General features: G+C 38.8%; 30 protein-coding genes. 5 read left to right on the top strand and 25 right to left on the bottom strand.

The window, feature by feature from the left end; translation table 11 throughout:
• Nucleotides 1-14: 14 nt before the first annotated feature.
• Nucleotides 15-1205 carry an IS256-like element ISLgar5 family transposase gene (locus IGJ25_RS03725; RefSeq protein ID WP_002324630.1) on the bottom strand — a complete coding sequence of 397 codons (1191 nt, stop codon included), beginning with the start codon at nt 1203-1205 and terminating at the stop codon, nt 15-17.
• 508 nt (nt 1206-1713) lie between these two features.
• Between IGJ25_RS03725 and IGJ25_RS03720 the strand changes: the two genes are divergently transcribed.
• The 3 genes from IGJ25_RS03720 to IGJ25_RS03710 all read left to right on the top strand — a co-directional run bounded on the left by IGJ25_RS03720 (nt 1714) and on the right by IGJ25_RS03710 (nt 3072).
• Nucleotides 1714-1959 (top strand): hypothetical protein, encoded by a 246-nt coding sequence (locus tag IGJ25_RS03720; protein ID WP_081117390.1) that lies wholly within the window; start codon nt 1714-1716, stop codon nt 1957-1959.
• A gap of 123 nt (nt 1960-2082) precedes the next feature.
• Complete coding sequence (locus IGJ25_RS03715) at nt 2083-2484, top strand: VOC family protein (RefSeq protein ID WP_081117389.1); 402 nt, start codon at nt 2083-2085, stop codon at nt 2482-2484.
• Nucleotides 2485-2775: 291 nt separating this feature from the next.
• Complete coding sequence (locus tag IGJ25_RS03710; RefSeq protein WP_081117388.1) at nt 2776-3072, top strand: YciI family protein; 297 nt, start codon at nt 2776-2778, stop codon at nt 3070-3072.
• Between the two features lie 1478 nt (nt 3073-4550).
• Here the strand turns inward: IGJ25_RS03710 and IGJ25_RS03705 are convergent.
• The 19 genes from IGJ25_RS03705 to IGJ25_RS03615 all read right to left on the bottom strand — a co-directional run bounded on the left by IGJ25_RS03705 (nt 4551) and on the right by IGJ25_RS03615 (nt 14922).
• Entirely contained in the window at nt 4551-6857 is a 2307-nt protein-coding gene (locus IGJ25_RS03705) for a phage tail tape measure protein (protein WP_438779106.1), read from the bottom strand.
• 9 nt (nt 6858-6866) lie between these two features.
• A complete protein-coding gene (locus IGJ25_RS03700; RefSeq protein ID WP_438779105.1) occupies nt 6867-7226 on the bottom strand; it encodes a hypothetical protein in 360 nt (119 codons plus the stop codon).
• Between the two features lie 14 nt (nt 7227-7240).
• The gene (locus IGJ25_RS03695; RefSeq protein ID WP_010749671.1) at nt 7241-7606 is read right to left on the bottom strand and encodes a hypothetical protein; all 366 of its coding nucleotides are present in this window, start codon (nt 7604-7606) and stop codon (nt 7241-7243) included.
• 125 nt (nt 7607-7731) lie between these two features.
• Nucleotides 7732-8361 carry a hypothetical protein gene (locus tag IGJ25_RS03690; protein WP_225001459.1) on the bottom strand — a complete coding sequence of 210 codons (630 nt, stop codon included), beginning with the start codon at nt 8359-8361 and terminating at the stop codon, nt 7732-7734.
• Nucleotides 8358-8642 carry a hypothetical protein gene (locus IGJ25_RS03685; RefSeq protein ID WP_216448641.1) on the bottom strand — a complete coding sequence of 95 codons (285 nt, stop codon included), beginning with the start codon at nt 8640-8642 and terminating at the stop codon, nt 8358-8360. The genes IGJ25_RS03690 and IGJ25_RS03685 overlap by 4 nt, the downstream gene beginning before the upstream one ends.
• Nucleotides 8626-8898, bottom strand: coding sequence for a hypothetical protein (locus tag IGJ25_RS03680; RefSeq protein WP_317745569.1), 273 nt, complete (start codon nt 8896-8898; stop codon nt 8626-8628). Before IGJ25_RS03680 ends, IGJ25_RS03685 begins: the two co-directional genes overlap by 17 nt.
• 22 nt (nt 8899-8920) lie before the next feature.
• On the bottom strand, nt 8921-9520 hold the full coding sequence (locus IGJ25_RS03675) for a hypothetical protein (protein ID WP_333718932.1): 600 nt from the start codon (nt 9518-9520) through the stop codon (nt 8921-8923).
• Nucleotides 9520-9732 (bottom strand): hypothetical protein, encoded by a 213-nt coding sequence (locus IGJ25_RS03670; RefSeq protein ID WP_438779104.1) that lies wholly within the window; start codon nt 9730-9732, stop codon nt 9520-9522. Before IGJ25_RS03670 ends, IGJ25_RS03675 begins: the two co-directional genes overlap by 1 nt.
• Nucleotides 9716-9967 (bottom strand): hypothetical protein, encoded by a 252-nt coding sequence (locus IGJ25_RS03665; RefSeq protein WP_438779103.1) that lies wholly within the window; start codon nt 9965-9967, stop codon nt 9716-9718. Before IGJ25_RS03665 ends, IGJ25_RS03670 begins: the two co-directional genes overlap by 17 nt.
• Nucleotides 9968-10258: 291 nt before the next feature.
• Nucleotides 10259-10399: a hypothetical protein gene (locus tag IGJ25_RS03660; RefSeq protein ID WP_016249869.1), complete on the bottom strand. Its 141-nt coding sequence runs from the start codon at nt 10397-10399 to the stop codon at nt 10259-10261.
• Nucleotides 10400-10411: 12 nt separating this feature from the next.
• Nucleotides 10412-10741, bottom strand: a complete 330-nt coding sequence (locus IGJ25_RS03655) for a hypothetical protein (protein ID WP_225001455.1) — start codon at nt 10739-10741, stop codon at nt 10412-10414.
• A gap of 21 nt (nt 10742-10762) precedes the next feature.
• Complete coding sequence (locus IGJ25_RS03650; RefSeq protein WP_225001454.1) at nt 10763-11032, bottom strand: hypothetical protein; 270 nt, start codon at nt 11030-11032, stop codon at nt 10763-10765.
• 289 nt (nt 11033-11321) lie between these two features.
• On the bottom strand, nt 11322-12725 hold the full coding sequence (locus IGJ25_RS03645) for a DNA primase family protein (RefSeq protein WP_438779102.1): 1404 nt from the start codon (nt 12723-12725) through the stop codon (nt 11322-11324).
• Nucleotides 12722-13627: a primase alpha helix C-terminal domain-containing protein gene (locus IGJ25_RS03640; protein ID WP_225000878.1), complete on the bottom strand. Its 906-nt coding sequence runs from the start codon at nt 13625-13627 to the stop codon at nt 12722-12724. The genes IGJ25_RS03645 and IGJ25_RS03640 overlap by 4 nt, the downstream gene beginning before the upstream one ends.
• Nucleotides 13624-13980 carry a hypothetical protein gene (locus tag IGJ25_RS03635; protein ID WP_071856508.1) on the bottom strand — a complete coding sequence of 119 codons (357 nt, stop codon included), beginning with the start codon at nt 13978-13980 and terminating at the stop codon, nt 13624-13626. Before IGJ25_RS03635 ends, IGJ25_RS03640 begins: the two co-directional genes overlap by 4 nt.
• Nucleotides 13980-14135, bottom strand: a complete 156-nt coding sequence (locus tag IGJ25_RS03630) for a hypothetical protein (RefSeq protein ID WP_179189955.1) — start codon at nt 14133-14135, stop codon at nt 13980-13982. The genes IGJ25_RS03635 and IGJ25_RS03630 overlap by 1 nt, the downstream gene beginning before the upstream one ends.
• The gene (locus tag IGJ25_RS03625) at nt 14132-14266 is read right to left on the bottom strand and encodes a hypothetical protein (protein ID WP_263637914.1); all 135 of its coding nucleotides are present in this window, start codon (nt 14264-14266) and stop codon (nt 14132-14134) included. The genes IGJ25_RS03630 and IGJ25_RS03625 overlap by 4 nt, the downstream gene beginning before the upstream one ends.
• A gap of 6 nt (nt 14267-14272) precedes the next feature.
• Complete coding sequence (locus IGJ25_RS03620) at nt 14273-14575, bottom strand: hypothetical protein (protein WP_225000879.1); 303 nt, start codon at nt 14573-14575, stop codon at nt 14273-14275.
• Between the two features lie 74 nt (nt 14576-14649).
• On the bottom strand, nt 14650-14922 hold the full coding sequence (locus tag IGJ25_RS03615) for a helix-turn-helix domain-containing protein (RefSeq protein WP_225000880.1): 273 nt from the start codon (nt 14920-14922) through the stop codon (nt 14650-14652).
• A 152-nt stretch (nt 14923-15074) separates the two neighbouring features.
• Between IGJ25_RS03615 and IGJ25_RS03610 the strand changes: the two genes are divergently transcribed.
• Nucleotides 15075-15863 carry a helix-turn-helix domain-containing protein gene (locus tag IGJ25_RS03610; RefSeq protein WP_208788247.1) on the top strand — a complete coding sequence of 263 codons (789 nt, stop codon included), beginning with the start codon at nt 15075-15077 and terminating at the stop codon, nt 15861-15863.
• A gap of 44 nt (nt 15864-15907) precedes the next feature.
• Entirely contained in the window at nt 15908-17059 is a 1152-nt protein-coding gene (locus IGJ25_RS03605) for a tyrosine-type recombinase/integrase (RefSeq protein WP_438779101.1), read from the top strand.
• A gap of 96 nt (nt 17060-17155) precedes the next feature.
• On the opposite strand, the gene sufB is transcribed toward IGJ25_RS03605, so the two are convergent.
• From sufB to sufC, 5 genes are read right to left on the bottom strand one after another with little or no spacing between them, the layout of a single operon-like run.
• On the bottom strand, nt 17156-18547 hold the full coding sequence (gene sufB / locus IGJ25_RS03600) for a Fe-S cluster assembly protein SufB (RefSeq protein WP_225000882.1): 1392 nt from the start codon (nt 18545-18547) through the stop codon (nt 17156-17158).
• A 29-nt stretch (nt 18548-18576) separates the two neighbouring features.
• A complete protein-coding gene (gene sufU / locus IGJ25_RS03595; protein ID WP_005232105.1) occupies nt 18577-19071 on the bottom strand; it encodes a Fe-S cluster assembly sulfur transfer protein SufU in 495 nt (164 codons plus the stop codon).
• Nucleotides 19049-20293 carry a cysteine desulfurase gene (locus IGJ25_RS03590; protein ID WP_081117111.1) on the bottom strand — a complete coding sequence of 415 codons (1245 nt, stop codon included), beginning with the start codon at nt 20291-20293 and terminating at the stop codon, nt 19049-19051. The genes sufU and IGJ25_RS03590 overlap by 23 nt, the downstream gene beginning before the upstream one ends.
• Entirely contained in the window at nt 20290-21594 is a 1305-nt protein-coding gene (gene sufD / locus IGJ25_RS03585; protein WP_005227369.1) for a Fe-S cluster assembly protein SufD, read from the bottom strand. Before sufD ends, IGJ25_RS03590 begins: the two co-directional genes overlap by 4 nt.
• A 13-nt stretch (nt 21595-21607) precedes the next feature.
• Nucleotides 21608-22381: a Fe-S cluster assembly ATPase SufC gene (gene sufC / locus IGJ25_RS03580; RefSeq protein WP_005232112.1), complete on the bottom strand. Its 774-nt coding sequence runs from the start codon at nt 22379-22381 to the stop codon at nt 21608-21610.
• Between the last annotated feature and the right edge of the window lie 297 nt (nt 22382-22678).

The following is a 22678-nucleotide window of genomic DNA, read 5'->3' as shown; positions in this document are numbered from 1 at the left end:
ACTGCAGATTGTTTCTAATTCTCAATCAGTTGGCTTAGCATTTGTTCAAGTTCGCCTTCGGCCTGTTGAAAGCCTTTATGACTGCGACCTAGGAATTTTTGGTTGTAAGTATCAAAAGACGAGACTAAGAAACGTTCCATCGACTCTTCGTTTTGGAACTGTTCCTTGCGGTGGCTGTATTTCTTGATTTGCTTATTAAAGGATTCAATCAAGTTCGTAGAATAAATACTCTTGCGTATGGCCAAGGGGAAATCATAGAAAGTGAGCAAGTGATCGTTCGAAAGAATCGATTCAACCACTTTTGGATAGCTGGTTTTCCATTTTTCCGCAAAAGCACCACGTGCTTCCAACGCCACCTCTTTAGATGAGGCTTGATACACCATTTTAAAATCATCACAGACTTCCTTACGATCATCGACACGCACTTTGTGACTGATATTACGGGAAACGTGTACACAACAATGTTGAAAACGAGCTTTGGGATAGAACCGACTAATCGCTCCTACCATCCCCTTTAAGCCATCCGTGATGAACAGGAGGACATTTTTCAAACCGCGCTCTTGAAGGTCCAATAAAATTTCCTCCCAAATCGTGATGGATTCAGTCGGTGCAATCGCATAGCTCAATACTTCCTTTGATCCGTCCGGGCGAATGCCAACTGCGATATGAATAGCTTCCTTGGCGACGGTTTTCCGCTTTAACGGAATATACGTTGCGTCCATATAAATAGCAGCATAACGGTCATGAAGCTCCCGCCCTTTAAACGCCGTTACCTCTTCTGTAAATGATTTTGTTATATTGGACATGGTTTGGGGCGTGTAGTGATGCCCATACATTTTCTCAATCAAGTCTGCGATTTCCGACATGGTAATACCTTTTCGGAAGAGGTGAATGACGGTCTCCTCTAACGTGTCATTCGTCCGTCTATAAGCAGGAACAGTCTGTTGCTTGAACTCACCATTGCGGTCGCGCGGAATCTGGAGATGAAGTTCCCCATACTCGGTCTTGACCGTACGGTCATAGGAGCCGTTACGAGAATTACCCGTGTTAAAACCAATGCGATCATACTTTTCGTAATCTAGGAAAGCCGTTAACTCCGTTTTGAGAAGCGTATTGACTGCTTTCTCCAAATGGACACGGAATAATTCATTCAAATCGCCTTTGTTCGCTAGAGTCTTTAGAATTTCTGTAGTAAAATCGTTCATAGGGAAGTCCTCTCTTCTGTGAATGTGTTGTGGTAACTCTATTCTACAGAAGGGACTTCCTTTTTTCTATTTACACAAAATATTTTACACTCTCCCCTCATTCAATGATTGATGAAAAGATTAATTCTAACTATAGTACTTATTTCGCTATTTTATTATCACATCTTTGTTTTCTATAATCTAGATCACTTCATATTTATATTTTTATTTGAGGTGATTAACTTGTAGTTATTTACCTCTATCGATGGAAAATATAATTTAGCCATCAATGCTATGACAACAGTAAAAACTATTTTGTACCTATTCTGCTACCATTTATCAGACAAATTCAGAAATTACTCATTTGACTAGACAAAATCAAGTTAATCATCATATTTACATACTTATCCAATGATTAAACAGTTTATTTGAACTTAAATTAAGAGTTATTGACATTGATGTCACCTCACGCACACTCCTGCATGTTATAATTGTCACTATAAAAATTATAGTAGGAGCGTGATTAGCTATGGGTAAAATTGAAAAAAAGGAAGTCGTAGGAAATATTGTCGCATTCACTACTGTTCTTCCCGACCTGATGGATTTTCGCAATTCAAAACTTGCAACTTTTAGCTACTCCATTGATGGAAAATATTATATCTCAGAAAACAGTATTCCTGTTCCAATGAGATATGGTGTGGGCAATACAATGACCATCAAATATAACGTAGAAAAACCTACTGAGATTTTTCCAAGACATTATTTTGTCATTTAATTGCAGCGACGTATTCTGCTCCTTTTTTGGACAACCAATTCAAAATTTTCCGATTCCTACGAAAAAACTGAAAGAAGCGAGTAACTTCTTTGTGATACTATCAATAAAAAGGAGAATTTTTGTATGCTTATCCCAGCTATAAGTTTTCAAGGAAATTGTGAAAATGCAATAAAATTTTATCAAGAGGCGTTAGACGCTCAAATTAAGTCCATCGTTTATGCGAGTGAAGCCCCGATAGATTCAGGTTTAGATCCTGAGATGCCTGATGATTTCGTTATGGACTCAGAAATCATCATCGACGGTCAGAGAATCATGATGACAGACGGCAGACTAAATAGACCAGCAAATGATTTTTTCTCCTTTTGTCTTGTGAAAGAATCCGCTGATGAAGTTACTACTATTTTCAATAGCCTTTCGATAGACGGAAAAGTGATTGATCCTCTTGCGCCAGTGTTCTGGTCCTCGCTCTATGGTATGGTTGAAGATAAATACGGTATCACATGGATGATCATGACCTCGCATTAGCATACTGCCTTTTACTTACTACTCGTTTAGCTATTTTTCGTTTCAACAAATTGGGTGAATAGCTGATCGAACCCTTCTGTACATTATTCAAAATATCGATAACTGGTTTAAAATTCTTTTGGTATAATTTTCTTGTCAGACCCGATATGTAAAAAACATGTCATTGTTGATCATATACTTAAAGAGCAGGGTAATTAACTCAACATCTTTGAATATAAGTGATAACATTCAGTAAAAACTATTGTCTGAAAAGCAAAACAGTCATAAGGTAAAAATGGAGGACTCCCCAACATGAAGAATTTATTTATTTTAGAATTGACCTATCAAAAAGATTTAAGCCAAGTAGAAAAATTTCTTCCCCCACATAATCAATATCTACAAAAAAACTATGATTCAGGTCATTTTATCTGCTCTGGACGTAAAAATCCTAGAACAGGAGGAATCATATTAGCACGTTTGTCCTCCAAAGACGAGGCACAATCTATTATCAAAGAAGATCCATTTTTAATTCATGGTATTGCTACTTATTCTATTATCGAATTTGTTCCTACTAAATTCAGAAGTGACTTTACATTTAATAGTTTGTAATGAGGGCGACTGATCCATATTGGTCACTTTTTATTTCAATCAATTTCACTATTTCTTCTATTAACAAAACAATTAACCCAATTCATTCATCTGAATTACCAGCAAGTGATGAGGAATGTTTTTCCATTTATACACATAAATTAGACAAGCGTTTTTTAATTCGTTTGCGTTTTTGATTAATCACGAAGCTTTTTTGTAAGAAAATTGATAGTAGAATAACGAATAAACAAATTGAATGAAATGACCGTATATGCTGAAGAATTAGTATAAGTGTCGAAGTCGTAGTAACCAAAAAATATTGTAATCTTCCTGTGAGCTGCGAAAGATAGTCATGGTGCGGTTTTTCTATGCAGATTTCCACTATGCTCACACTTTTTTACCAATAAAAAACGACAAAAAGGAGCACTCCTAAGAGTGCTCCTTTTTGTCATATTATTTTATGGAAAACAGTAACATACTAATCAAGTCAATGAAGCTCTGAATGTAATGGTGTATCCCTATTACCCCACAGACCCTTCCATTTAACGATTTTCTATCTAAGTACGCGCAAATACTGTTATATCAATAAAAAATCTCTAAAAGTTATCTTCTAAAATCCATATATTCACAACTATTTTTACAAATAGATAGTTTTTAGATAGCTTTTTTAGCTGGGGGCAATCAATTGTTCTATAATTTTTTTCTTCTTATCTTCATCAAATTTCCTTGGTAAACAAATGACTTGCTAAGGCGAGCTTGTACATAAATATATCCATATTACTTGCAGTAATTTAGTTTATGCTATAAATTAGTAATTGCGTGCAATACTTTAAGAAGAGTAGTTAGGCGGTGAAAACTTGGGGAAGTGCGCCTAATACTCTTCTTTTTTATTTTATCATTATTTCAACGTAATAGAAATTATTGATTAGAAAGTCGTCATAAATTGGTTGAGTTTAATTAATAAAAGATGTATCGTAGACTCATACAAACCAATCCAATTTTTCATATTACTCTTCTTTGGGTCCACTCTATCATGACTAGGGTGGACTTTTTGTTGAAATAAAAACTATGTTCTTGTAGAATAGAATCATAGCCTTGACCGGGGCTATTTCATTTTTTATCTTTTTTCAGGCCCACTCTCCTTGAGGGTGGGTTATTTTTGAGCAAATAGTTTGAAAGATTAGGAAATAGTCAATATAATGAAACCACCTTATAAAAAACTTTTTCATCTAATTGTGCCACTCCTCCCCGGGAGTGGTTATTTTTTTGCAGAAAAAATAGCACAGCATATTCTCATACGCCGTGCAGGTGGAACTATGTTCCGTCATCATAATAATCATCATATAATAATTTACTGAATAGGCAAAGTAACACGCTTATTGAACATTGATATTTTCAAACTCAATCATAATCTTCGTCTTGCCAATCACCCTCCTAGTATACGATATTCCGAGCATAACAAAAAAAGACACCCAGCCGATAAGCTAGGTGCCTTGTATTTATCCTCCTATTCCGCCAAGCGCTTGTTTGCTTGCACGGTAAAATTTACGGTTCATTTTGTTTAATTCGCTTGGGTTATTCGCATCGACATTGCCAATGTGGATATGTTGTTCCACTTTAGAAGGCTGTACTTTTCCGCCAATGCCTTTACGTTTTTCTTCGTCTGATAACGGAGTAACAGTTGTCTTGCCGTTTTTGTTCGTAAGCAATTCTGGTCCAGCTTCACCAACGATCGCTTGGCCATTTAATACATGACCGCCATCTGCTAAATAAGGAATCGTGGATATACTAAACCCTTTTCCGCCAACACCAGGAACCCATTTTGGAATTTTAATGTTGTTTAGTCCACCAAGAAATGCATTGATCAATCCAATCATTGTGTTTAGTGGTGCTTTAGCCATAGCAGCAATCATATCAAAGATACCACCGAAAATGTTTACAACGCCGTTCCAAGCTCGTTCCCAATCACCTGTAAATATGCCAGTTATAAAATCTATAAATCCGGTAAAAATTCTCTTACCTGCATCGAAAAAGTTTTGGAAATTTTGTATGATTCCTCCAAAAATATTGCTAATGTATCCGCCCATAAAATTAAATACTTCTACCGCTATATCAGAAACTCCTTGGAAAAATGCATTCACGCCATTTCTAAACCATTCAACATTGTTATAAGCCCAAACTAGCCCAGCGACTAATGCGGCTATTGCTATTACAGCTACGGCAAACCATCCACCAGATAATCCGAATAATTTGCCTAGCTCACTCCACACAGTGGCCAGATCTTTTACCCCAGCGGTGATCTTAGTAACGGAACCCATAAGCGTTCCTAAAACAACTAATACAGGACCAACTGCAGCAATGATACCTGCTATGGTTATAATCCAAGTCTTCGTACCTTGATCGAGAGAATCCCACCATCCTTTAAAACTCTTCAAAGCTTCGATCGCCATTTCAAAGAAAGGCAATAAGCTGATTTGTATCGACTCTCCGACATCCGCTAAAGCGAACTTCGCATTATTCATAGCACGATTGGCCGCATCAATAGGATCTTCTGTCTCTGCAAACGTATCTCCAACTGCTCCAACACTGTTTTTAGCTGCTTCTGATAAATCATCTAAACTTAAAATTCCACGTTTTATAGCATCTAGCATTTTCGTGGCGCCTCTTGTTCCGAAAACCTCACTTGTAATTGTCAAAGCTTCTTGATCATTTTTAGCATTCTTTATCTTCTTAGAGGTTTCTTCCAATCCTTGTGCAAGACTTTTATTATCTTTTGCATAAGTAATTGCTGTCTTCGAAAGATAACCTAACGCTCCTCCGGAATCTACACCGGCTTGTTCAAACTGTCCCATTAATGTAATACCTTCATCAAAGCTCAATCCTAGCTGTTTGATTTGAGGTGCTCCATCAATAGCTTTTTTCATCAAATCATCAACGGATTGCCCAGTATCTTGCGAAGTTTTCGTTGTCACATCTAAAACCTTGTTCAAATCGTCATAGGATAAATCATAGGCTTCTATCGCTTGTCTAGCTGAAATTGCTGCCTGTGATACATCAGTATTATTGATTTCAGCATATTTTAATAAGTAATCGGTCGAATCCTCCAATTTCTTATCCATGAACCCAAATTGAGTATTGACTTCACCAATCGCTTCTCCGACTGTTTGTAGTTCTAAGTGAGTGTTTGAGCCAACATTTTCAAACGAGGTAGACAAACGATCAGCAACATCGCCTGTTGCGCCTGTCTTTTGTATAATAGTGTCCATAGCTTCATCAACTTCTGAGAATGCAGCTAAACCAGCAGCCCCAGCAGCCATAATCGGTGCTGTAACGCCTACAGTCATTTTCTTGCCAACGCCCGCAACTTTTTCGCCAGCTTCTTCAATTTTTTGTAACTTTTTGGCTGTATCAATAGATACATCACCTTGTTCTTTTAGTGCTTCATTCGTTTCATCCAAAGCGGCTTTTAATTTATTTTGACCAGTTTCGGATTCAAGCATCTTCTTATAAAGTTTTTCAGATTCTGCTGAGTACTTACCAGTTTCTTCTACTGATTTTTCATATTGTTCTCGCAAAAGTTGAGTACGCTTTTCAGCAAGCGTCAACTGGGTTTCTAATTTCTTTTTGGTAACTGTCAACTTCTCAGTTGCAGTCGCATTTTTATCCATAGCAGACATCTGATTGTTGAATTCAGTTACTGCTAAGTTCATTTCACGATTGATCCCCTTGATCGTTTTAGAGTAATTGACTTCTCCATTTGTCTTAAAATTCAAGACAACATCGGTTTCTCTTACACTTCCTGCCATATTTTACTCTCATCTCCTTTGCATTTTCTGTCTTCTGATCGCAAGAAATTCGTCTTGCCTATTCTTCATTTCTTGCATTAATTTATCGTATTTCACACCATCTACTTCATTTCTATCTTGAAATTCATTTATTAGGAACTCACAAATTTCCATTCTTTTAGAAAGCAAAGAAAAATAGCTTTTAATATACTCTCGATTAGAGCTGTTTCTCTTCTGAATCAGCCTTAATTCTCGCTCGATCGCTTTTAACTTCCGAAGCAATTCTTTAAAATTAGAAATCGTTTCAAAAGATTTGCCTAAGTCAGTTTTTACTGTGTGTTGATACCAAATGTTATCCGCCTTATCCCGCAAAAATTCTAATCTTTCCATTTTTCATCCCCCGATCATTCTCTGGTTGTTAGAAAGTTCATAAATTCGTCTACTTCTGGACTTCCTATTTTTGTTTTATCATTCTCGACTACCAATCTAAGCAATTCTTTAACTGCGGCAGTATATCTATTGATCATCGTGTTATATGTCTTGACTGAAGCCGATTCTTTGTAAAATTCTTGGCTTCCATTCTTGAAAAGTTCAATAGACCCATTTTTATTGATATCCTCTTCAAGTTCTGACAAAGTAACATTCATAAATGAAACTCGCTCAATCAAACCTTTGACTACTTCAGCGCTACTACTAGGTACTCCGTCCATCAATGTTGTTAGTCTTTCTTTCTCAGCCGCTATTCTTGCTTCTTTTGCTTTCTTTTTCAATGTTTGCCCCCCTCCCGTGTGTGGTCCTGTGTGTTTTTCGGAGTTCCATCCCCGATTCCTAACCGATTTATTTTTTATAAAAATAACGGGGGGATAAATCAATCCCACACCGTTAATCATTTAATTTATTTTTTAATTTCAAATTTATTATCTGGCATGCCATTCAGTCTAATGATTTCATCTAAGTAGTTACTCACTGATCGTTTAACATCATGGAAATAAGAACCCAACACTGAGGCGTAGCCCCATCCTCCTTTGTAGTATTCTCGTTGAACTCTCTCCAATATGTTTTTGTTCTTAATGCCCAACACATCTATAAGTTGTTTCATTGAGCTGTTATGCGATTTGATTAACTGATCATTTAATTGGAACAGTCTAGTAGTTTCTGTTCCCAGTAAAGCAGTTACTTCAGCGAATCCTTTGTTGTCAAATAGTTCTTTTGCTTCAGACAATAGCGCTGCTTCTTTCCGGTTGGTTTCATTTTTCAACTGATTGATATAATTAAGATAGATACTATTGGTGATCTCTGCACGTTCTTGGTACGCCTCGGCAATCACCTTCTCAAGATCTTCAATATCCTTATTTGCTTCTTTGTTAGCCTTGAATGTCTCTAAGCTATACTTTCCTTTTGCTGAAGCTTTCTTGTCTCTCTTTTCAACCAGACTATCTAACTCTTTCTCCAACTCATTGATATTGATATCGATCTCTTTTAATTCTTTTACCTCTGGTGTGGTTACTGTGTACTCTACTGTCATTCTTGATTCGCTCCCTTGATTTTTTCTTTGAGTTTACTTACTACTGTTTTCTTAGGTTCTTTGATCTGTGTTACTCGTTCTTTCTTATATTGAGCCAACAACTCTCTGCGGCGCTCGATGGCAATTTCATTTGTACTGTCTTCCTCGATCAGCTTATTTAATTCAACCAGCGATAGCTTTTTAATAGCATCTGGATTTTCTTCCAGCTCTTGCTTCATTTGTTGTTCTTCAAGGTATTCCTTCCATTCTCTATAGCTAAAGAAATCATCTTCTGTTTTCATTTGCCAACTCCTCTACTTTCTTACGAGTATCAGGATCTAACCCATTCGTGTTCTTTGCTACCAAGGTGAGCATTGCTTTGCGTTTAAACTCAGCGGTACAAATGCCTTTAAGCAAAACCAACTTCTTCTTATCAGCTAACACTCCATCCCGATCCTCATTTAGAGCATTCTCCACTTGTTCAGGACTTAGCCCTGTGACTTCGCACAAATGCTTCTGTTTGATTTTGCGTGTCTTCATAATCTCTACAATAGTCATTTACACTTTCCTTTCTGCTTAATCAGTCAAACCATATATCAATGAATTTTATATACTCGTCTCGAGGTTCCATTTTCTTTAATCGAAGATACATCTTTAGCTGGTTACCCTGTGTAGAGTCCTGTTTGAATCTTTTCGCTTTGGACCTATCTTGCGTAAAGATATAAGAATCTGGATCCGCGCGATTGCCGCTAATGATTTTGTAATCCTTTAAATAAATAGTCCCAACGCCTAGAATGTATTCCTCTAGTTCGTCAGCATCAATTTCGATAAACTCTTTTCTCAGCCGATTGATAATAGCCTGTAGTTTCGCCTCCGACTTGCTCCTGATTTTTCGATATTCAAGAACAGATATTCCTCTTCGGTCAGCCAATACCTTATCTGTTATAGGTATATAAGTTCGATAACCGTTATGCATATAACTAAAGTTGGCACCTTGTTCAGTTTCGTAATACTTCTCAGAAAGAATTAAAACATCTTCTTTTGGCAGCTCTTTTAAAGCAGTAAATAGCAAACGAGCATATCCTGCTGTATTTCCCTCTTTCAAATGATTTCTATTTACCACAAAGGCTTTCCATTGAGTGAGTATCCATTTTGGGCGAATGTCATAATCATAAACCACTATCCAAACACCTCCGCCATTAATGCAATATTCGAAAACAAATCGTCTGTTAATTCAACCTTTTCTTGCGGCACTTCCCATTCATATCTGAACGCCATAGCTGTTTCTATCTCGTATATTTCATCGAGTGCTTTCTGTTTCAACGATGGGCTTTCAACCCCTTTTAAAAGGCTCTCACGTTCAGCTACAGGCAATTCATCTAAGAAGTGCATAAAATAACTTCCACCGCTCTATCCGCTTGTCAATGAGCATACACGCTTCTACGTTATCTGCTACTAAATAATCAATCTTGGGAGCTTTTGCATGGATAGCAATTTCATCATAGGCAATTCCTGTGCATAGGCTTTGGCAATAAAGCTCTTGCCTGATTAATCGTTTTTCTTGTTCCAGCTTTCTGATATAAGCCTCTATGTTCAAATAGCGGTTTAAATTGTATTCACTATCCATGCTTCCCTCCTAAAAAACAGTATTCTATTATGTTGCGGCTTTGATCGTTGGTCTAGCTTGGGATTGTCATCATCTAGGACGGCTTTTTCAGCAACCGCAGTATACAGTTTTCAAAGGACAACTAATAATAAAAAACGGACACGAGACGTCTGCCATATTACTGGCTTTTTTCGTCTCATATCCGTTGGTTCTTCCTAATCAGATATTATTATTAAGTTGTCTTTATTATACCATATTTGAGCGATAAAATCTTTATAAAACGTTGATATATCAGCTTTTAAAACACTTTTTTCACTCTAATTTATTTGTTGTTTTCGTCTCATATCTGACTACTTGACCATCTTTTACGATCAGGATAATTTCCCCATATTTAGGTAACTCGACACCCACTGTTTTTGTTTGTTTATCAATATATACTTTATCCATACTCATTGATTATTCTCCTTATTCTGCAATTTTTAATGACTCTTGCCAGTTTTTTAGATCTGCTTGCTCAATATTCGTGATTGTTTGTTCCATGCTCTTAAATTGGTTTCTAAACGCTTGAAGGCCAATAGTCCGTTCAGCTTCGTTGGTAGCGATAAACATGCCGCCTTCGTATCCTCTGACAGAAACAATAGGCACTCCTTTGGCTCGCAGCATTTGAATAACTGCTTTTACGTCTCGTTCGTCCAGATCAATAATAGAGCATATATCTGGTACTTTGATTTTCCTTTCAAAACCTCTTGGAATTAATTCAAGTACCGATTGTTCAATAATCGTAAGTTCTTCCATTACATGCCTCCGCTCATTTTTTTAATTTTCTTCAAACATTGGATAGTCATTTGGATAGAGATTATGACTTTTAAAATCCAAATCGTTTCTTGTAGCTAACTTGATAATATAACCAGTTTTTTTAAACGGTGAGTGTGGGTTAATGCAATGCGCCACCCTCATTCCATCTTTCTTTCCGTGAAAATGCCATTTCGAACAATACGGACACCAAACTGCATATTGTGATCCTGTATCATAAGCGATTAAAATTGGGTATTTTCTTTCATTTTTATTGGTTTTCAGTGTTTTCACTCCTATCTTCTTTGCGTGTGTATTCCTTAGATAAATATAGCCGAACCGTCCGAACCGTTAGTACAAAACCCTGATTTATCAACATTTCCACTGCTGTTTATTATCGAACCACTAAGTACCTAAACCGAACCATGCCGAACCATTAAGTACCTATTTATTTTTTCGAAAATGCTGGTTCGGGTTGGTTCGATATTTTCCCTTGGTTGGTTCGACTTCGGAACACTGCTATACCAACGTTTTCCAAAACCGGTTCGGATGGTTCGGTATTTTTCACTTCTTCCAGACACACTCAGTCTTCGATCGAAATATATTGCTTCAAAAACAAATGAATGTAACGTTTCATTCGCTGATTTTCTACTCTTGGGTTCTTTTTATAAATCCCTATTTTTTCAAGTTGCTTAGTAAACTTCGGTTGAGATAGTTCTTTGAGGTTTTCCCTGAAACAAAAATTTCTATATTCTTCGTATATCATTTTAGAAGAATCTCCCTCACTTGATTCCATGTCAACCTCGCACACTTCTTCAATGAACCTCATAATATGGTTGGATTCTTTCAACCATTTATCTTTTGCTTGATTCATCTTGTCTGATACAGTCAGTTCTTTGCGGTCTAGCGCTTCTTTAAACATACTTATGCAATAGGTGGCGAATAGTGGAATCTCTTTCTCGATGGCATTTAAGTCGTGCTTAGTTTTAAAGCTTTCGTCTATCACGCAATCAAAAGGAACTACATATAAGCGCCTCTCAAAACCGTATGTGAAGTCATTGAACGCTGGCAACTCATTCGCTGAAAATATCAACTTCGCAAAATTCACAAACATAAAGTGATCTTTTCCTTTAAACTCAGCAGATAAACGATCCCCACCAGTTAGGGCTTTGAGTAATCCTGTTGACTTGAGAAACTCGGAATCAACATCCGCAAACAGATTGGCTTCTTTCTGAAATAGGTTGGCACCAGCAAAACGATTCTGTTTGTTCCCTAATTCTTGAAGCGTCATATTGCTGGTATTGTCCTTACCGATGACTTTTGTTAGAAAATCTAAGAAAGTGGATTTACCATTCTCGCCGCTCCCTTGCAAAATCGTTATCGTTTGAAAAGGCACATAACTTCGATAGAAACAGTATCCTATGATTTCCATTAAATGCTGTGCGCTTTTTTCATCACCAGTCAAATCTCGCAGCCATTCGATTGCCTTCTCTGGCTTCAAATTTGATTTCGGATCTACAACATAATCATGGCTTTGAAGAATATAGTCTTTAGTATCGTGCGGTTTCAATTCGCCAGTATTAATGTTGTAAGTTCCGTTTTTAAAATTGGCCAGATACGGCTTGCTATTGTTAAAAGGATTTTCTTTCATAGTCGGGTCAAAAATCTTAATCATAATGAACTTTTTTGTTTCGCCTAGTTTTTGCTGGCTCCACTTATTGAAAGATTCCAATTTGTCAGTGATATAACCGTCTAAAAAGTCGCTTAAACTATCAATTCGCCATGATCCTGTTTTTTTATCAAACCTCGCACCGTAGAGCAAACCATTTGTTCGGATCATTGGTATCTCGTTCATAATTTCATAACCTAACTTAGAAGCGTTTACTTTAGTGTTTCCTTTTTCATCTGTGTAAATCCAAGAAGGCAGTTTCTTTTCTTCGCCAATCTTCTTTTTTTGTAATTCTTGTAACTCAATAATTTCACTCAATTGGCTCCCAACTCCTTTTTCGCTATCGAATAGAATGTTTCCTCCACTTCTTTTTCGGATAGTGGTTCTGTAAAATATTGATTGGCGACTTTAACTAATTCGAATACTGCCTTTACATCTACTGCTCTTGCCAACAATCCCCCTGTGATTTGTGCAATGCGATTATTGCGATTTCCCTCTTCACATCCGCACACAATGCTTTCGAAAAGTTCAGTAGTTGTATTCCTATATCTTGATCCGCCTTTTTTGAATTGGCTTGTGTTTTTGTACAATTTTCTTGAAGTTACGCCTCCTGTGTCTTGCTTGTAGTCTTTCAGCCAACGTTTTGCGGCATCTAAGCCATCAGATATGGGAAATAATTTTTCTCCGCCATGGACAATAATTTGTTCTTGCTTAGAATATTGTGTCAACACTGGTAGTAACTGTATTTGCGACCAGGTAAGGTTTGACTGATCCGCATTGTGGATAATGCCATCCAGTATTTTATTTGAAAAAAAGTAAATCAGTAGCTTGTACTCTTGTTCATTCACTGGTTTATCCAGTGGAATAACTAACCGATAGCGTACGCCTTTTAACCCATGACTAACACTTGGATAAAGAACATAAGCAAACTTGGCTAGTTTTTGTTTGATGGCAGCTATCAAATCAATTTCAGATACGGTCACATCATCTAAATCTAAAATTAGGCAATCTCGATTGATTAAATTTTCATTTTTTCGTATCAAAGCCTTCATTTCACCAGCTATGAACCCATCAATTACAATCGTTTTTAATTTCTTCTGCTCTTCAGGATCATCAGAAACATTGACTTTAATCGGTGTATATTCTGAAAAGAATTGAATAATGCTTTTATCAATTGGTGGTTCCATAATGGATGGCCGCACTTTACCTATATAAATCATTGTGTCACTTCCCCATATAGTTCTTTTAACAACGCATCCCTTACAAAAACTTGCCCTTTGCCTTTGTTTTGGTAAAAGCCCCAAATATTGTAAACCTTAGCACTAGCGCAAGCATGGTCCATATTTTTTTTATATTTATCAACTAGCGCTTGTTTTAAATCATGGACTTCTTTATCAAGTAATTTTTTTTCGGCGTTTTCTGCTAAAATATATAAAACTTGCTGAAGGTTATCGCAACTTTTTCCAAACCACACACGTCCTTTTTGCGTGTTCACTTCTTCAATAGCTTGCTGAATATCTTCCAAACTAAAAGAATCTAATGTTTTAAGTACATCCGATTTTAAAATATCCATTATTCCATGCCTCCAAATTTGTTTTTATAATCGTATTCATCAAATTCGATTACAAGTGCTGCAACGATCGGTAGCGCAATGAGTGCCTTCACCATCGAAGGAAGTGCTGACACAGTGACACATAGCGCAATGATTAATTTTAATTTTCTGTTCATTTTTCTTTATCTCCAATCCAATTATTGATATAATAGAGAAAAGAAATATAGGTATAGTACCTACGTATAGCCATTTGCTGATTCTCGCCAAAGAATTCTACAGCAAAGGCTTTTTTCTTTTCTCCACCCATAGTTTTTTACTCCAAGTCAATACCTAACAACATAGCCAACAAATCAATTTCACGATATAAAATATCTTGATACTCATTCAGGGTTAGGTTTCCCTCTATTTCTGCGGTTGCAAGTTCGTTCAAACTTTTCACAACAGAGGTAACCGTTGGCTCTTCAGGTACCAATCCTTGACACTCCATTTGTTCGTGCAAGGAATTATAAACATCAGTTAAATTTTGCCCCTCAATATTTGCCAACTCTTTTGCTGCTTCTTCTGAAATAACCTCGCTTAAAGATTTCTCGATTGCTTGATTTTGTGTGATTCCCATTGTTATTCCTCCTATATCAAACCATTTGAGACTACCATTTGATTGACTTGCTTTCACTTGCCCCCAGCAACTAATTAAATTTCAAATTGCGCCATCCATTCATCAACCTTTTTCCGATTACAACGCTTCGTCTGACTGATTGTAGAAACTGGAAAATCCAATTCTTTGATAAACTTAGATAAATTGGATCGCGATATTTGCAAATATTTACAGGTTGTTTTTAAGTCCATCCATTCTGGAAAAGTCCGTTTCTCAACTTCACGCTGCATTGTTTCCGCCCATACACGACTAGCAACTTTTGTTAGTTGTTGCTCGATAGTCGGGCTTAAATCTACTTCTAATTTCATTATCATTCACCCCCAAGACAAAATATATAGTTTACATATACAGTCGTATGTTGTAATCTATATGTACATGTTAAACTAAAAACAAATATGTGTCAATCAAATATTCAATTTAAACTTAAAGTGTAAACTATATATGCACAAAGGAGGATTACATGCTTTATTTTAAACTCGACAAAATCATGGATAAAAAAGGTTTAACTATTAACAAAGTTTCATCTGAAGCTAATATTTCTAGACCAGCTTTGACGGCAATGTATAACAATGAATCCAAAGGAGCGCAATTTGAAACTTTAGAAAAATTAATGAAGTATCTTGACGTGAACTTGTCTGATTTAATAGGTGAAAAATCTAGCGAAAACATTTTTGCATTCAGACCGAGTTTTAACAAAGAAGAAATATCTAAAATTGAAAAAATGAATTTAAAAAATCGCAAAGATCATTTTATAGAATACAAACCTTCCGATTATATTACTTTTGAGGGTGTCTTAATCGAAGAAGAAAAAACCGGGGAAAAATTTAATTTCGTTATTGTGCCAACGTTTAACGAATATGATGAGATTGCTATTCTTATGGTGGCTTTTTACCGTTCCGACAGCCAAGGAAATACATTTGAGACAAAAGATATTGACTCATTTTTTGACAAACTAACAGTTGGGGCTATTGCGAATATTCTTGAAGCTGTTTTTTATGATTGGCTTGAATTGTACAACTCTATAGATGGTGTCGAATCGAAGTTATCTGATATTTTGCTCTTTGACATTGTTGTAGTCCATAGTAAAAAAAGGATGGCAGCTGTCGCTCAAATCGATAAGAAAAAAAGAGGCAGCGGCGTTCATATAAATTTCGACATTTTTAGGTCTACCCGTCAAGATATGGGAAGTAAAAATTATAGTAATAAATTGCGTGTCAAACAAATTCCAGAAAACATAAAAATCCCTTAATCCCTTCCACCACTTGCCCCCAGCAGTACCAGGAGGGAATAATATTGGGAAAATTTGAACAATATAAAGATAAAAACAATAAAAGAAAATGGTTATTCAGTGGATATGTTGCTACTGATCCTGTTACAGAAAAAAAGATTGTCACCACTCGTAAAGGTTTTGACACCAAAGCAGAAGCAAGGCTTGAGTTTGATAAATTGAAAGCAAGCATTCTAAAAGGCTCTAAAAAGAAACGTACAATCACATTCCAAGAGCTGTATGACGATTGGTTGGAACAACACCGAAAAAGCGTTAAATCTTCTACAGTAGCCACCAATAGACGGTTTATTGAAGGTCATGTATTGCCAAAATTCGGCAAGTTAAAACTAGACCAAATAACCGTTTCTTTTTGTCAAAAATGTGTGAACGAATGGCACGACAAATACAAGCAATATCACTATATAAGACGTGCTACTGCTCAGGTCATGAATTATGGCGTATCCATGGAATTAATGGAAAGTAACCCCATGAAAAAGACGATTCTTCCACGCAAAAAAGAAGAGGAAAAGAAACCTAACTTTTACAGTAAAGATGAATTACACGAGTTTATGACATTCGTTAAAACACTTGATAACTATAAATACTATGCGTTCTTCCGTTTGCTTGCTATTACTGGCATGCGTAAATCAGAAGCGTTAGGGCTGTATATTAAAGACTTGAACATATTCAACAAGACACTAACAATGGGTAAAACGATAGCCATTGATGAATACGATCAGGTTGTTTTACAGACACCAAAAACAAAAAATTCATACCGCACCATCAGCTTAGATGATGAAACGATACGAATTTTACAAAAATGGTTCAGTATTCAAAAAGAAGATTACTTCAAACTCGGATTTAATACGTCAAAAGCAAAACAACTCATGTTTAGTAATATGAGTAATGATTTATATTATCCACAAGTAGTAAACGATTGGCTTGATTGGATTTATGACAAAGCAGAAAAAGAAGGCTTAATTCTAAAAAGAATAAGTCCTCATGGTTTCCGACATACTGCTTGTTCGCTTATGTTTGAAGCTGGCGCAACGATTAATGAGGTTCAGAAGCGCTTAGGTCATAAAGACGTAAAAACAACCATGAACATTTATAGCCACGTTACACCGCAACAAGCAGAAAACACCAGTCAGAAGTTAGCAAACTATTTAGGTTTCTGACAAATAGATAGTTTTTCGGATAGTATTTATGAGATTGAAGGCAAATAAAAAGCCAAGAACGCTATAATATCAACGTTCTTAGCCTATGGTTAGGTTTTAACCTACACTGCCTTCCATCTCATAACTAATCAACCGGTTCAATTCGACTGCGTATTCCATCGGTAATTCTTTGGTGAATGGTTCGACGAATCCCATGACGATCATTTCGGTTGCTTCGCTTTCGGAGAGGCCGCGGCTCATTAGGTAGTACAGTTGTTCTTCTGAGATTTTGGAGACTTTGGCTTCGTGTTCTAGGGACACTTGGCTGTTATGGATCTCATTGAATGGGATGGTATCGGATTTCGATAGGTCATCCATGATGATAGTGTCACACTCGATATGGGAGATAGAGCCTGCGCTCTTCTTGCCGAAGGTGACTTGTCCACGGTAGTTTACTGCACCGCCGTCTTTAGAAATTGATTTTGAGACGATGGAGCTGGAGGTATTTGGTGCGTTATGGATCATTTTTGCACCAGTATCTTGGATTTGGTTGGCACCTGCAAAGGCAATGGAAAGCATCGTGCCCCGTGCGCCTTTGCCATCAAGATACACACTTGGGTATTTCATGGTTGTTTTTGCACCTAAGTTGCCATCGATCCATTCAAGGGTAGCACCTTCTAAGGCTTTTGCCCGTTTGGTTACTAGGTTGTAGACGTTGTCTGACCAGTTTTGAATGGTGGTGTAGCGGCAGTAAGCGTCTTTTAGGGTAAAAATTTCAACGATGGCTGCGTGCAAACTATTGCTTGAATAGGTTGGGGCGGTACAGCCTTCGACGTAATGGACGCTGGCACCTTCGTCAACGATGATCAATGTGCGTTCGAACTGACCGGTATTTTCGGCATTGATTCGGAAATAGGTTTGTAATGGCACATCGACACGAACGCCTTTTGGTACATAGATAAAGGTACCACCTGACCAAACGGCTGAGTTTAAAGCAGCAAGCTTGTTATCGGTTGGTGGGACTAATTTTGAAAAGTATTGTTTGAACAGCTCAGGGTATTCCTTCAAGGCTGAATCGGTATCGGTAAAGACGATGCCAAGTTTTTCAAACTCTTCTTTCATGTTGTGATAAACGACTTCTGATTCGTATTGAGCAGAAGCGCCAGCCAGGTATGCCCGCTCGGCTTCTGGAATACCAATGCGTTCAAAGGTCTCTTTGATTTTTTCTGGTACGTCATCCCAATCACGGGCAGGACGATCACTTGGTTTTTGGTAATATTTGATGGCATCAAAATCGATGTCAGACAGGTCTGGGCCCCAGTTTTGCATGGGCATCTTGTTGAAGGCTTCAAGAGACTTCAAGCGGAACTCAAGCATCCATTCTGGCTCTTGCTTGACCCGTGAGATTTCACGGACGATGTCTTCGGTCAATCCTTCGCCGGTACTAAAAACAGGCTGCACGTCATCGTGGAAGCCAAATTTATATTCTTCTAATTCGGGTACACCCATGGTTCTCACTCCTTTTGTAGTGCGGTTGTCTATTCGCTGGTTTCTTCAGTGTCAGATTCATTGGCGTGGCTGTGACTGACAGATGCTTGTGTACTGTCGGCAGCAATGGCTTTTTCTAATGCTTTCCAAGCTAAAGTCGCACACTTGATGCGTGCAGGAAACTTCGCCACCCCCCCAAGCATGGAAGCATCGCCTAAGCGATCGCTTTGGGGAATGTCGTTTCCTTGGACGAGTTCAGAAAACAAGCCTGATAGCTCACCAGCTTCTGCTAGTGTCTTACCGATAATCGCATCCCCCATCATGGATGCACTGGCGGTACTGATGGAACAGCCTTCGCCAGTAAACGCGATGTCTTTGATGGTGTCTCCTTCGACAGCGAGCTCCAAGTGGATCACGTCGCCACAGGTAGGGTTATTCAATTCGACTTTGTACGTTGAATCATCCAAGGTGCCTCGATGATGTGGGTGGCTGGAATGATCCAGAATGACTTGTCGATACAAATTATCTAATTTCGTTAGTGCCATGTTGGAAAAACTCCTTCGTCAGCTTGATGGCGTCAACCAGTCGATCGGCGTCCTCTCTTGTATTATACAGGTAAAAGCTGGCCCGTGCAGTCGCTGGGACTTGCAAATAGGTCAAGAGGGGTTGGGCACAATGATGACCTGCCCGTACCGCGATGCCTTCCATGTCTAAAGCGGTGGCAACATCATGAGGATGGATGCCAGCTAGATTAAAGGCGATCACTCCCGTGCGTTTTGCTGCTTCTTGGGGGCCATAGATGGTCAAGCCTTCAATGGCTTGCAGTTTTGGCAAAACGTAAGCAGCTAAGTCTGCTTCATGGGCGTGGATGTTTTCTAAGCCGGTTTCTGTTAAGTAATCCACCGCTGCACCTAAACCGATCGCACCGGCAATATTTGGTGTACCAGCTTCAAATTTCCACGGCAGTTCTTTCCACGTGCTTTCTTGCAGATGGACAAAATCGATCATTTCCCCGCCAAATTCGACGGGCTCCATCTGATCCAGCCATTGCCGCTTGCCGTATAAGACACCGATGCCAGTTGGTCCGCACATTTTATGGCCAGAAAAGGCATAGAAATCACAATCCAGTGCTTGGACATCAACTGCCATATGTGGAACAGCCTGAGCACCATCCACCACCATGACGGCTTGGTGCTGATGCGCCAATTTGGTTAGCTCCGCAATCGGATTGATCACGCCTAAAACATTGGAAACATGAGCGATCGAAACGATAGCGGTTTTTTCTGTGATCTGTTTCTTGGCATCTTCCATGTCCAAGGTGCCTTCTGGCGTCAGCTGGATATATTTCAAGGTAGCTTTTTTTCGGGCTGCTAATTGTTGCCAAGGGATGATATTGGAATGATGTTCCATATAGGAAATCACGATTTCATCGCCTTCATTGACAAAACGGTCGCCGTAGCTGCGGGAGACCCAATTTAAACCAGTGGTCGTCCCTCGGGTAAACAGCACTTCCGCCGTTTCATTCGCATGGATAAAGCGGCGCACTTTTTCCCGTGCGCCTTCATAGGAATGGGTCGCCCGTTCTGCGAGGGTATGGACCCCACGATGAACGTTGGCATTGTCTTGATGGTAATAATCGGTGATCGCCTGCAGCACCGCCTCTGGTTTTTGTGTAGTGGCGGCATTGTCGAGGTAGATCAATGGTTCGTCATTTACGAGCTGATCCAAGATGGGAAACGCTTGTTTCACTTTTTGGGCATCGATCATGCGAGTAACTTCCCTTCGATAACGGCAACCAATTCTTGTTGCACTTCTTTGACTGGGATCGCGGTCAAGACGGAGCCTAAGAAACCACGAATCACCAAACGTTCCGCTTCTGCTTTGCGCAGCCCACGACTCATCAAGTAGTACATTTCTTCTGGATCGACCCGTCCCACACTGGCTGCGTGTCCGGCGGTTACTTCGTGCTCGTCGATCAAAAGGATTGGGTTGGCATCCCCACGGGCTTGGTCAGAAAGCATCAAGACCCGACTTTCTTGTTGCGCGTCCGCCCCTTTTGCTCCTTTTAAAATGTGTCCGATACCGTTAAAGGTTAAGACGCCGCGTTCTCTAATGACGCCGTGTTGCAGGATATGGCCAATGGAATGCGGTGCTTTGTTGGTGACGCGAGTGTCGATTCCTTGTGTTTGACGCCCAGCACTGATTGCGACCGCTTTGACTTCCGAATGCGCGCCTTCGCCTACAAGATCAGAATCAAAGTCCGCCACGACGTCGCCGTCATTCATGACTCCAATTGCCCAATCTACCATCGCATCTCGTAATACGTAGCCGCGACGATTCATGTACGTAGTGATGTTGACACCTAACTGATCAATCGCAGAGAATTTGACCTTCGCACCTGCTTTGGCGATCACTTCCACTACGATATTACCAGACAGTTTTTTCGCTTGGTCGCCTTTGGTTTGGAAACGTTCCAAGTAGCTGAACTCACTGTGCTCATCAGCAACGATCAAAATGTGTTTGAAGAAATGCGCTTGACTATTGCCATTGTGATAGAAAATCGCTTCAAGGGGTTCTTCGATCACCACGTTTTTTGGTACATACAAGAACATGCCGCTATTCATAAACGCCGCATGTGCTGCGGTCATTTTGTCTTCATCCATTGGTACTGCTTTGGTCATGTAGTATTGATTGACCAACTCTGGTACTTCTTTCATTGCTGTAAACAAGTCGGTGAAGATCACGCCTTTGTCAATCAGCTCTTGCGGTAATTGCTCAAAGATGGTGGTGTCATCAAACTGAACGAGAGTCGGATGGTTATCCATCGCGTCAAAGGCGGGAACTGCGCCTGCCACTTCTTCTTCTGGCAAAGCGTACTCACCAGCAAGTGCTTGTTCGTCGATATTGAACAATGGCCAACGCTCGTAACGCACCCGCTCGATTTTTGGAAACGCAAGTTCATCCACTTTCGCAAGGGCTGCTTGGCGTAATTCCAACATCCATTCAGGCTCTTCTTTTAACGCTGAAAAAACGTTGACTTGTTCAAGATAATCCTGTAATTTTGCCATTTACCTTGCCTCCTTACGCTTCTTCTTCTTTGTAGTCGATCCCTAACTCTTTACTGATCCCAGCATAGCCTTCTGCTTCTAGGCGTTTGGCTAAATCTGCCGAACCGGTCATCACGACGCGGCCTTCCATCATGATATGAACCACGTCTGGTGTGATGTAGTTTAACAGACGTTGGTAATGGGTGATGATCAAAGCGCCAAAGCCTTCGCCGCGCATTTCATTGACGCCTTTTGCTACGACTTTCAAGGCATCAATATCTAGACCAGAGTCGATCTCATCCAAAATCGCAAAGGTTGGATCTAGCATCAACAATTGTAAGATTTCATTTCGTTTCTTTTCTCCACCAGAGAAGCCTTCATTCAAATAGCGTTCCGCCATTTCTTCTGGCATATTCAATAAATCCATTTTTTCATCTAATTTTTTCAAGAAATCCATGACAGAGATTTTGTCGTCTTCGTCACGTTTGGCATTGATCGCTGCCCGCATAAATTCCGCATTGGTGATGCCTGGAATTTCACTTGGGTATTGCATCGCCAAGAACAGACCTAAACGAGCCCGCTCATCCACTTCCATTTCCAAGACATTTTCGCCGTCGAACAAAATTTCCCCTTCTGTCACTTCATAATTCGGGTTACCCATGATGGCAGCGGACAAGGTTGATTTCCCTGTACCGTTTGGTCCCATGATGGCATGGATCTCTCCAGTTTTTAACACTAAGTCAACGCCTTTTAAGATCTTTTTATCTTCGATTTGGACGTGTAGATTTTTAATTTCTAAAACTGACATTTCTTTCCCTCCAGTATCTTTTCTTTCTCACTATTTTAGACTAATTGAGAATGAACTTCAAACGCTATTCCCGACTTTTTTAAAATATTTCTAATCTGTACATTGGAATTATTATAAAGTATTACATAGAGATAGTACATGGTTATTGTTCAGAAAGTCGACTATTTTTGAAATTTTACTTTTATCTTTCCACTATCTTCTTTTCTCTATTGTTGAAACCTTGTATTCTTAGGAAATCAAAGTGAAGGACCCTCACTCGTTTTTTGTGAGGGTCCTTCACTTTTTCCATCCTGCTGT

Origin of the sequence: Enterococcus sp. DIV0240d (assembly GCF_051711245.1) — a bacterium.
Classification (GTDB): domain Bacteria; phylum Bacillota; class Bacilli; order Lactobacillales; family Enterococcaceae; genus Enterococcus_D; species Enterococcus_D casseliflavus.
This window is presented reverse-complemented; position numbering and strand designations above follow the sequence as displayed.

Coding starts and splice junctions, on each gene's coding strand:
- IGJ25_RS03725 (WP_002324630.1), bottom strand. CDS start 1,205: ATGAACGATTTTACTACAGAAATTCTAAAGACTCTAGCGAACAAAGGC.
- IGJ25_RS03720 (WP_081117390.1), top strand. CDS start 1,714: ATGGGTAAAATTGAAAAAAAGGAAGTCGTAGGAAATATTGTCGCATTC.
- IGJ25_RS03715 (WP_081117389.1), top strand. CDS start 2,083: ATGCTTATCCCAGCTATAAGTTTTCAAGGAAATTGTGAAAATGCAATA.
- IGJ25_RS03710 (WP_081117388.1), top strand. CDS start 2,776: ATGAAGAATTTATTTATTTTAGAATTGACCTATCAAAAAGATTTAAGC.
- IGJ25_RS03705 (WP_438779106.1), bottom strand. CDS start 6,857: ATGGCAGGAAGTGTAAGAGAAACCGATGTTGTCTTGAATTTTAAGACA.
- IGJ25_RS03700 (WP_438779105.1), bottom strand. CDS start 7,226: ATGGAAAGATTAGAATTTTTGCGGGATAAGGCGGATAACATTTGGTAT.
- IGJ25_RS03690 (WP_225001459.1), bottom strand. CDS start 8,361: ATGACAGTAGAGTACACAGTAACCACACCAGAGGTAAAAGAATTAAAA.
- IGJ25_RS03685 (WP_216448641.1), bottom strand. CDS start 8,642: ATGAAAACAGAAGATGATTTCTTTAGCTATAGAGAATGGAAGGAATAC.
- IGJ25_RS03680 (WP_317745569.1), bottom strand. CDS start 8,898: ATGACTATTGTAGAGATTATGAAGACACGCAAAATCAAACAGAAGCAT.
- IGJ25_RS03670 (WP_438779104.1), bottom strand. CDS start 9,732: ATGCACTTCTTAGATGAATTGCCTGTAGCTGAACGTGAGAGCCTTTTA.
- IGJ25_RS03665 (WP_438779103.1), bottom strand. CDS start 9,967: ATGGATAGTGAATACAATTTAAACCGCTATTTGAACATAGAGGCTTAT.
- IGJ25_RS03660 (WP_016249869.1), bottom strand. CDS start 10,399: ATGAGTATGGATAAAGTATATATTGATAAACAAACAAAAACAGTGGGT.
- IGJ25_RS03655 (WP_225001455.1), bottom strand. CDS start 10,741: ATGGAAGAACTTACGATTATTGAACAATCGGTACTTGAATTAATTCCA.
- IGJ25_RS03640 (WP_225000878.1), bottom strand. CDS start 13,627: ATGATTTATATAGGTAAAGTGCGGCCATCCATTATGGAACCACCAATT.
- IGJ25_RS03635 (WP_071856508.1), bottom strand. CDS start 13,980: ATGGATATTTTAAAATCGGATGTACTTAAAACATTAGATTCTTTTAGT.
- IGJ25_RS03630 (WP_179189955.1), bottom strand. CDS start 14,135: ATGAACAGAAAATTAAAATTAATCATTGCGCTATGTGTCACTGTGTCA.
- IGJ25_RS03625 (WP_263637914.1), bottom strand. CDS start 14,266: ATGGGTGGAGAAAAGAAAAAAGCCTTTGCTGTAGAATTCTTTGGCGAG.
- IGJ25_RS03620 (WP_225000879.1), bottom strand. CDS start 14,575: ATGGGAATCACACAAAATCAAGCAATCGAGAAATCTTTAAGCGAGGTT.
- IGJ25_RS03615 (WP_225000880.1), bottom strand. CDS start 14,922: ATGAAATTAGAAGTAGATTTAAGCCCGACTATCGAGCAACAACTAACA.
- IGJ25_RS03610 (WP_208788247.1), top strand. CDS start 15,075: ATGCTTTATTTTAAACTCGACAAAATCATGGATAAAAAAGGTTTAACT.
- sufB (WP_225000882.1), bottom strand. CDS start 18,547: ATGGGTGTACCCGAATTAGAAGAATATAAATTTGGCTTCCACGATGAC.
- sufU (WP_005232105.1), bottom strand. CDS start 19,071: ATGGCACTAACGAAATTAGATAATTTGTATCGACAAGTCATTCTGGAT.
- IGJ25_RS03590 (WP_081117111.1), bottom strand. CDS start 20,293: ATGATCGATGCCCAAAAAGTGAAACAAGCGTTTCCCATCTTGGATCAG.
- sufD (WP_005227369.1), bottom strand. CDS start 21,594: ATGGCAAAATTACAGGATTATCTTGAACAAGTCAACGTTTTTTCAGCG.
- sufC (WP_005232112.1), bottom strand. CDS start 22,381: ATGTCAGTTTTAGAAATTAAAAATCTACACGTCCAAATCGAAGATAAA.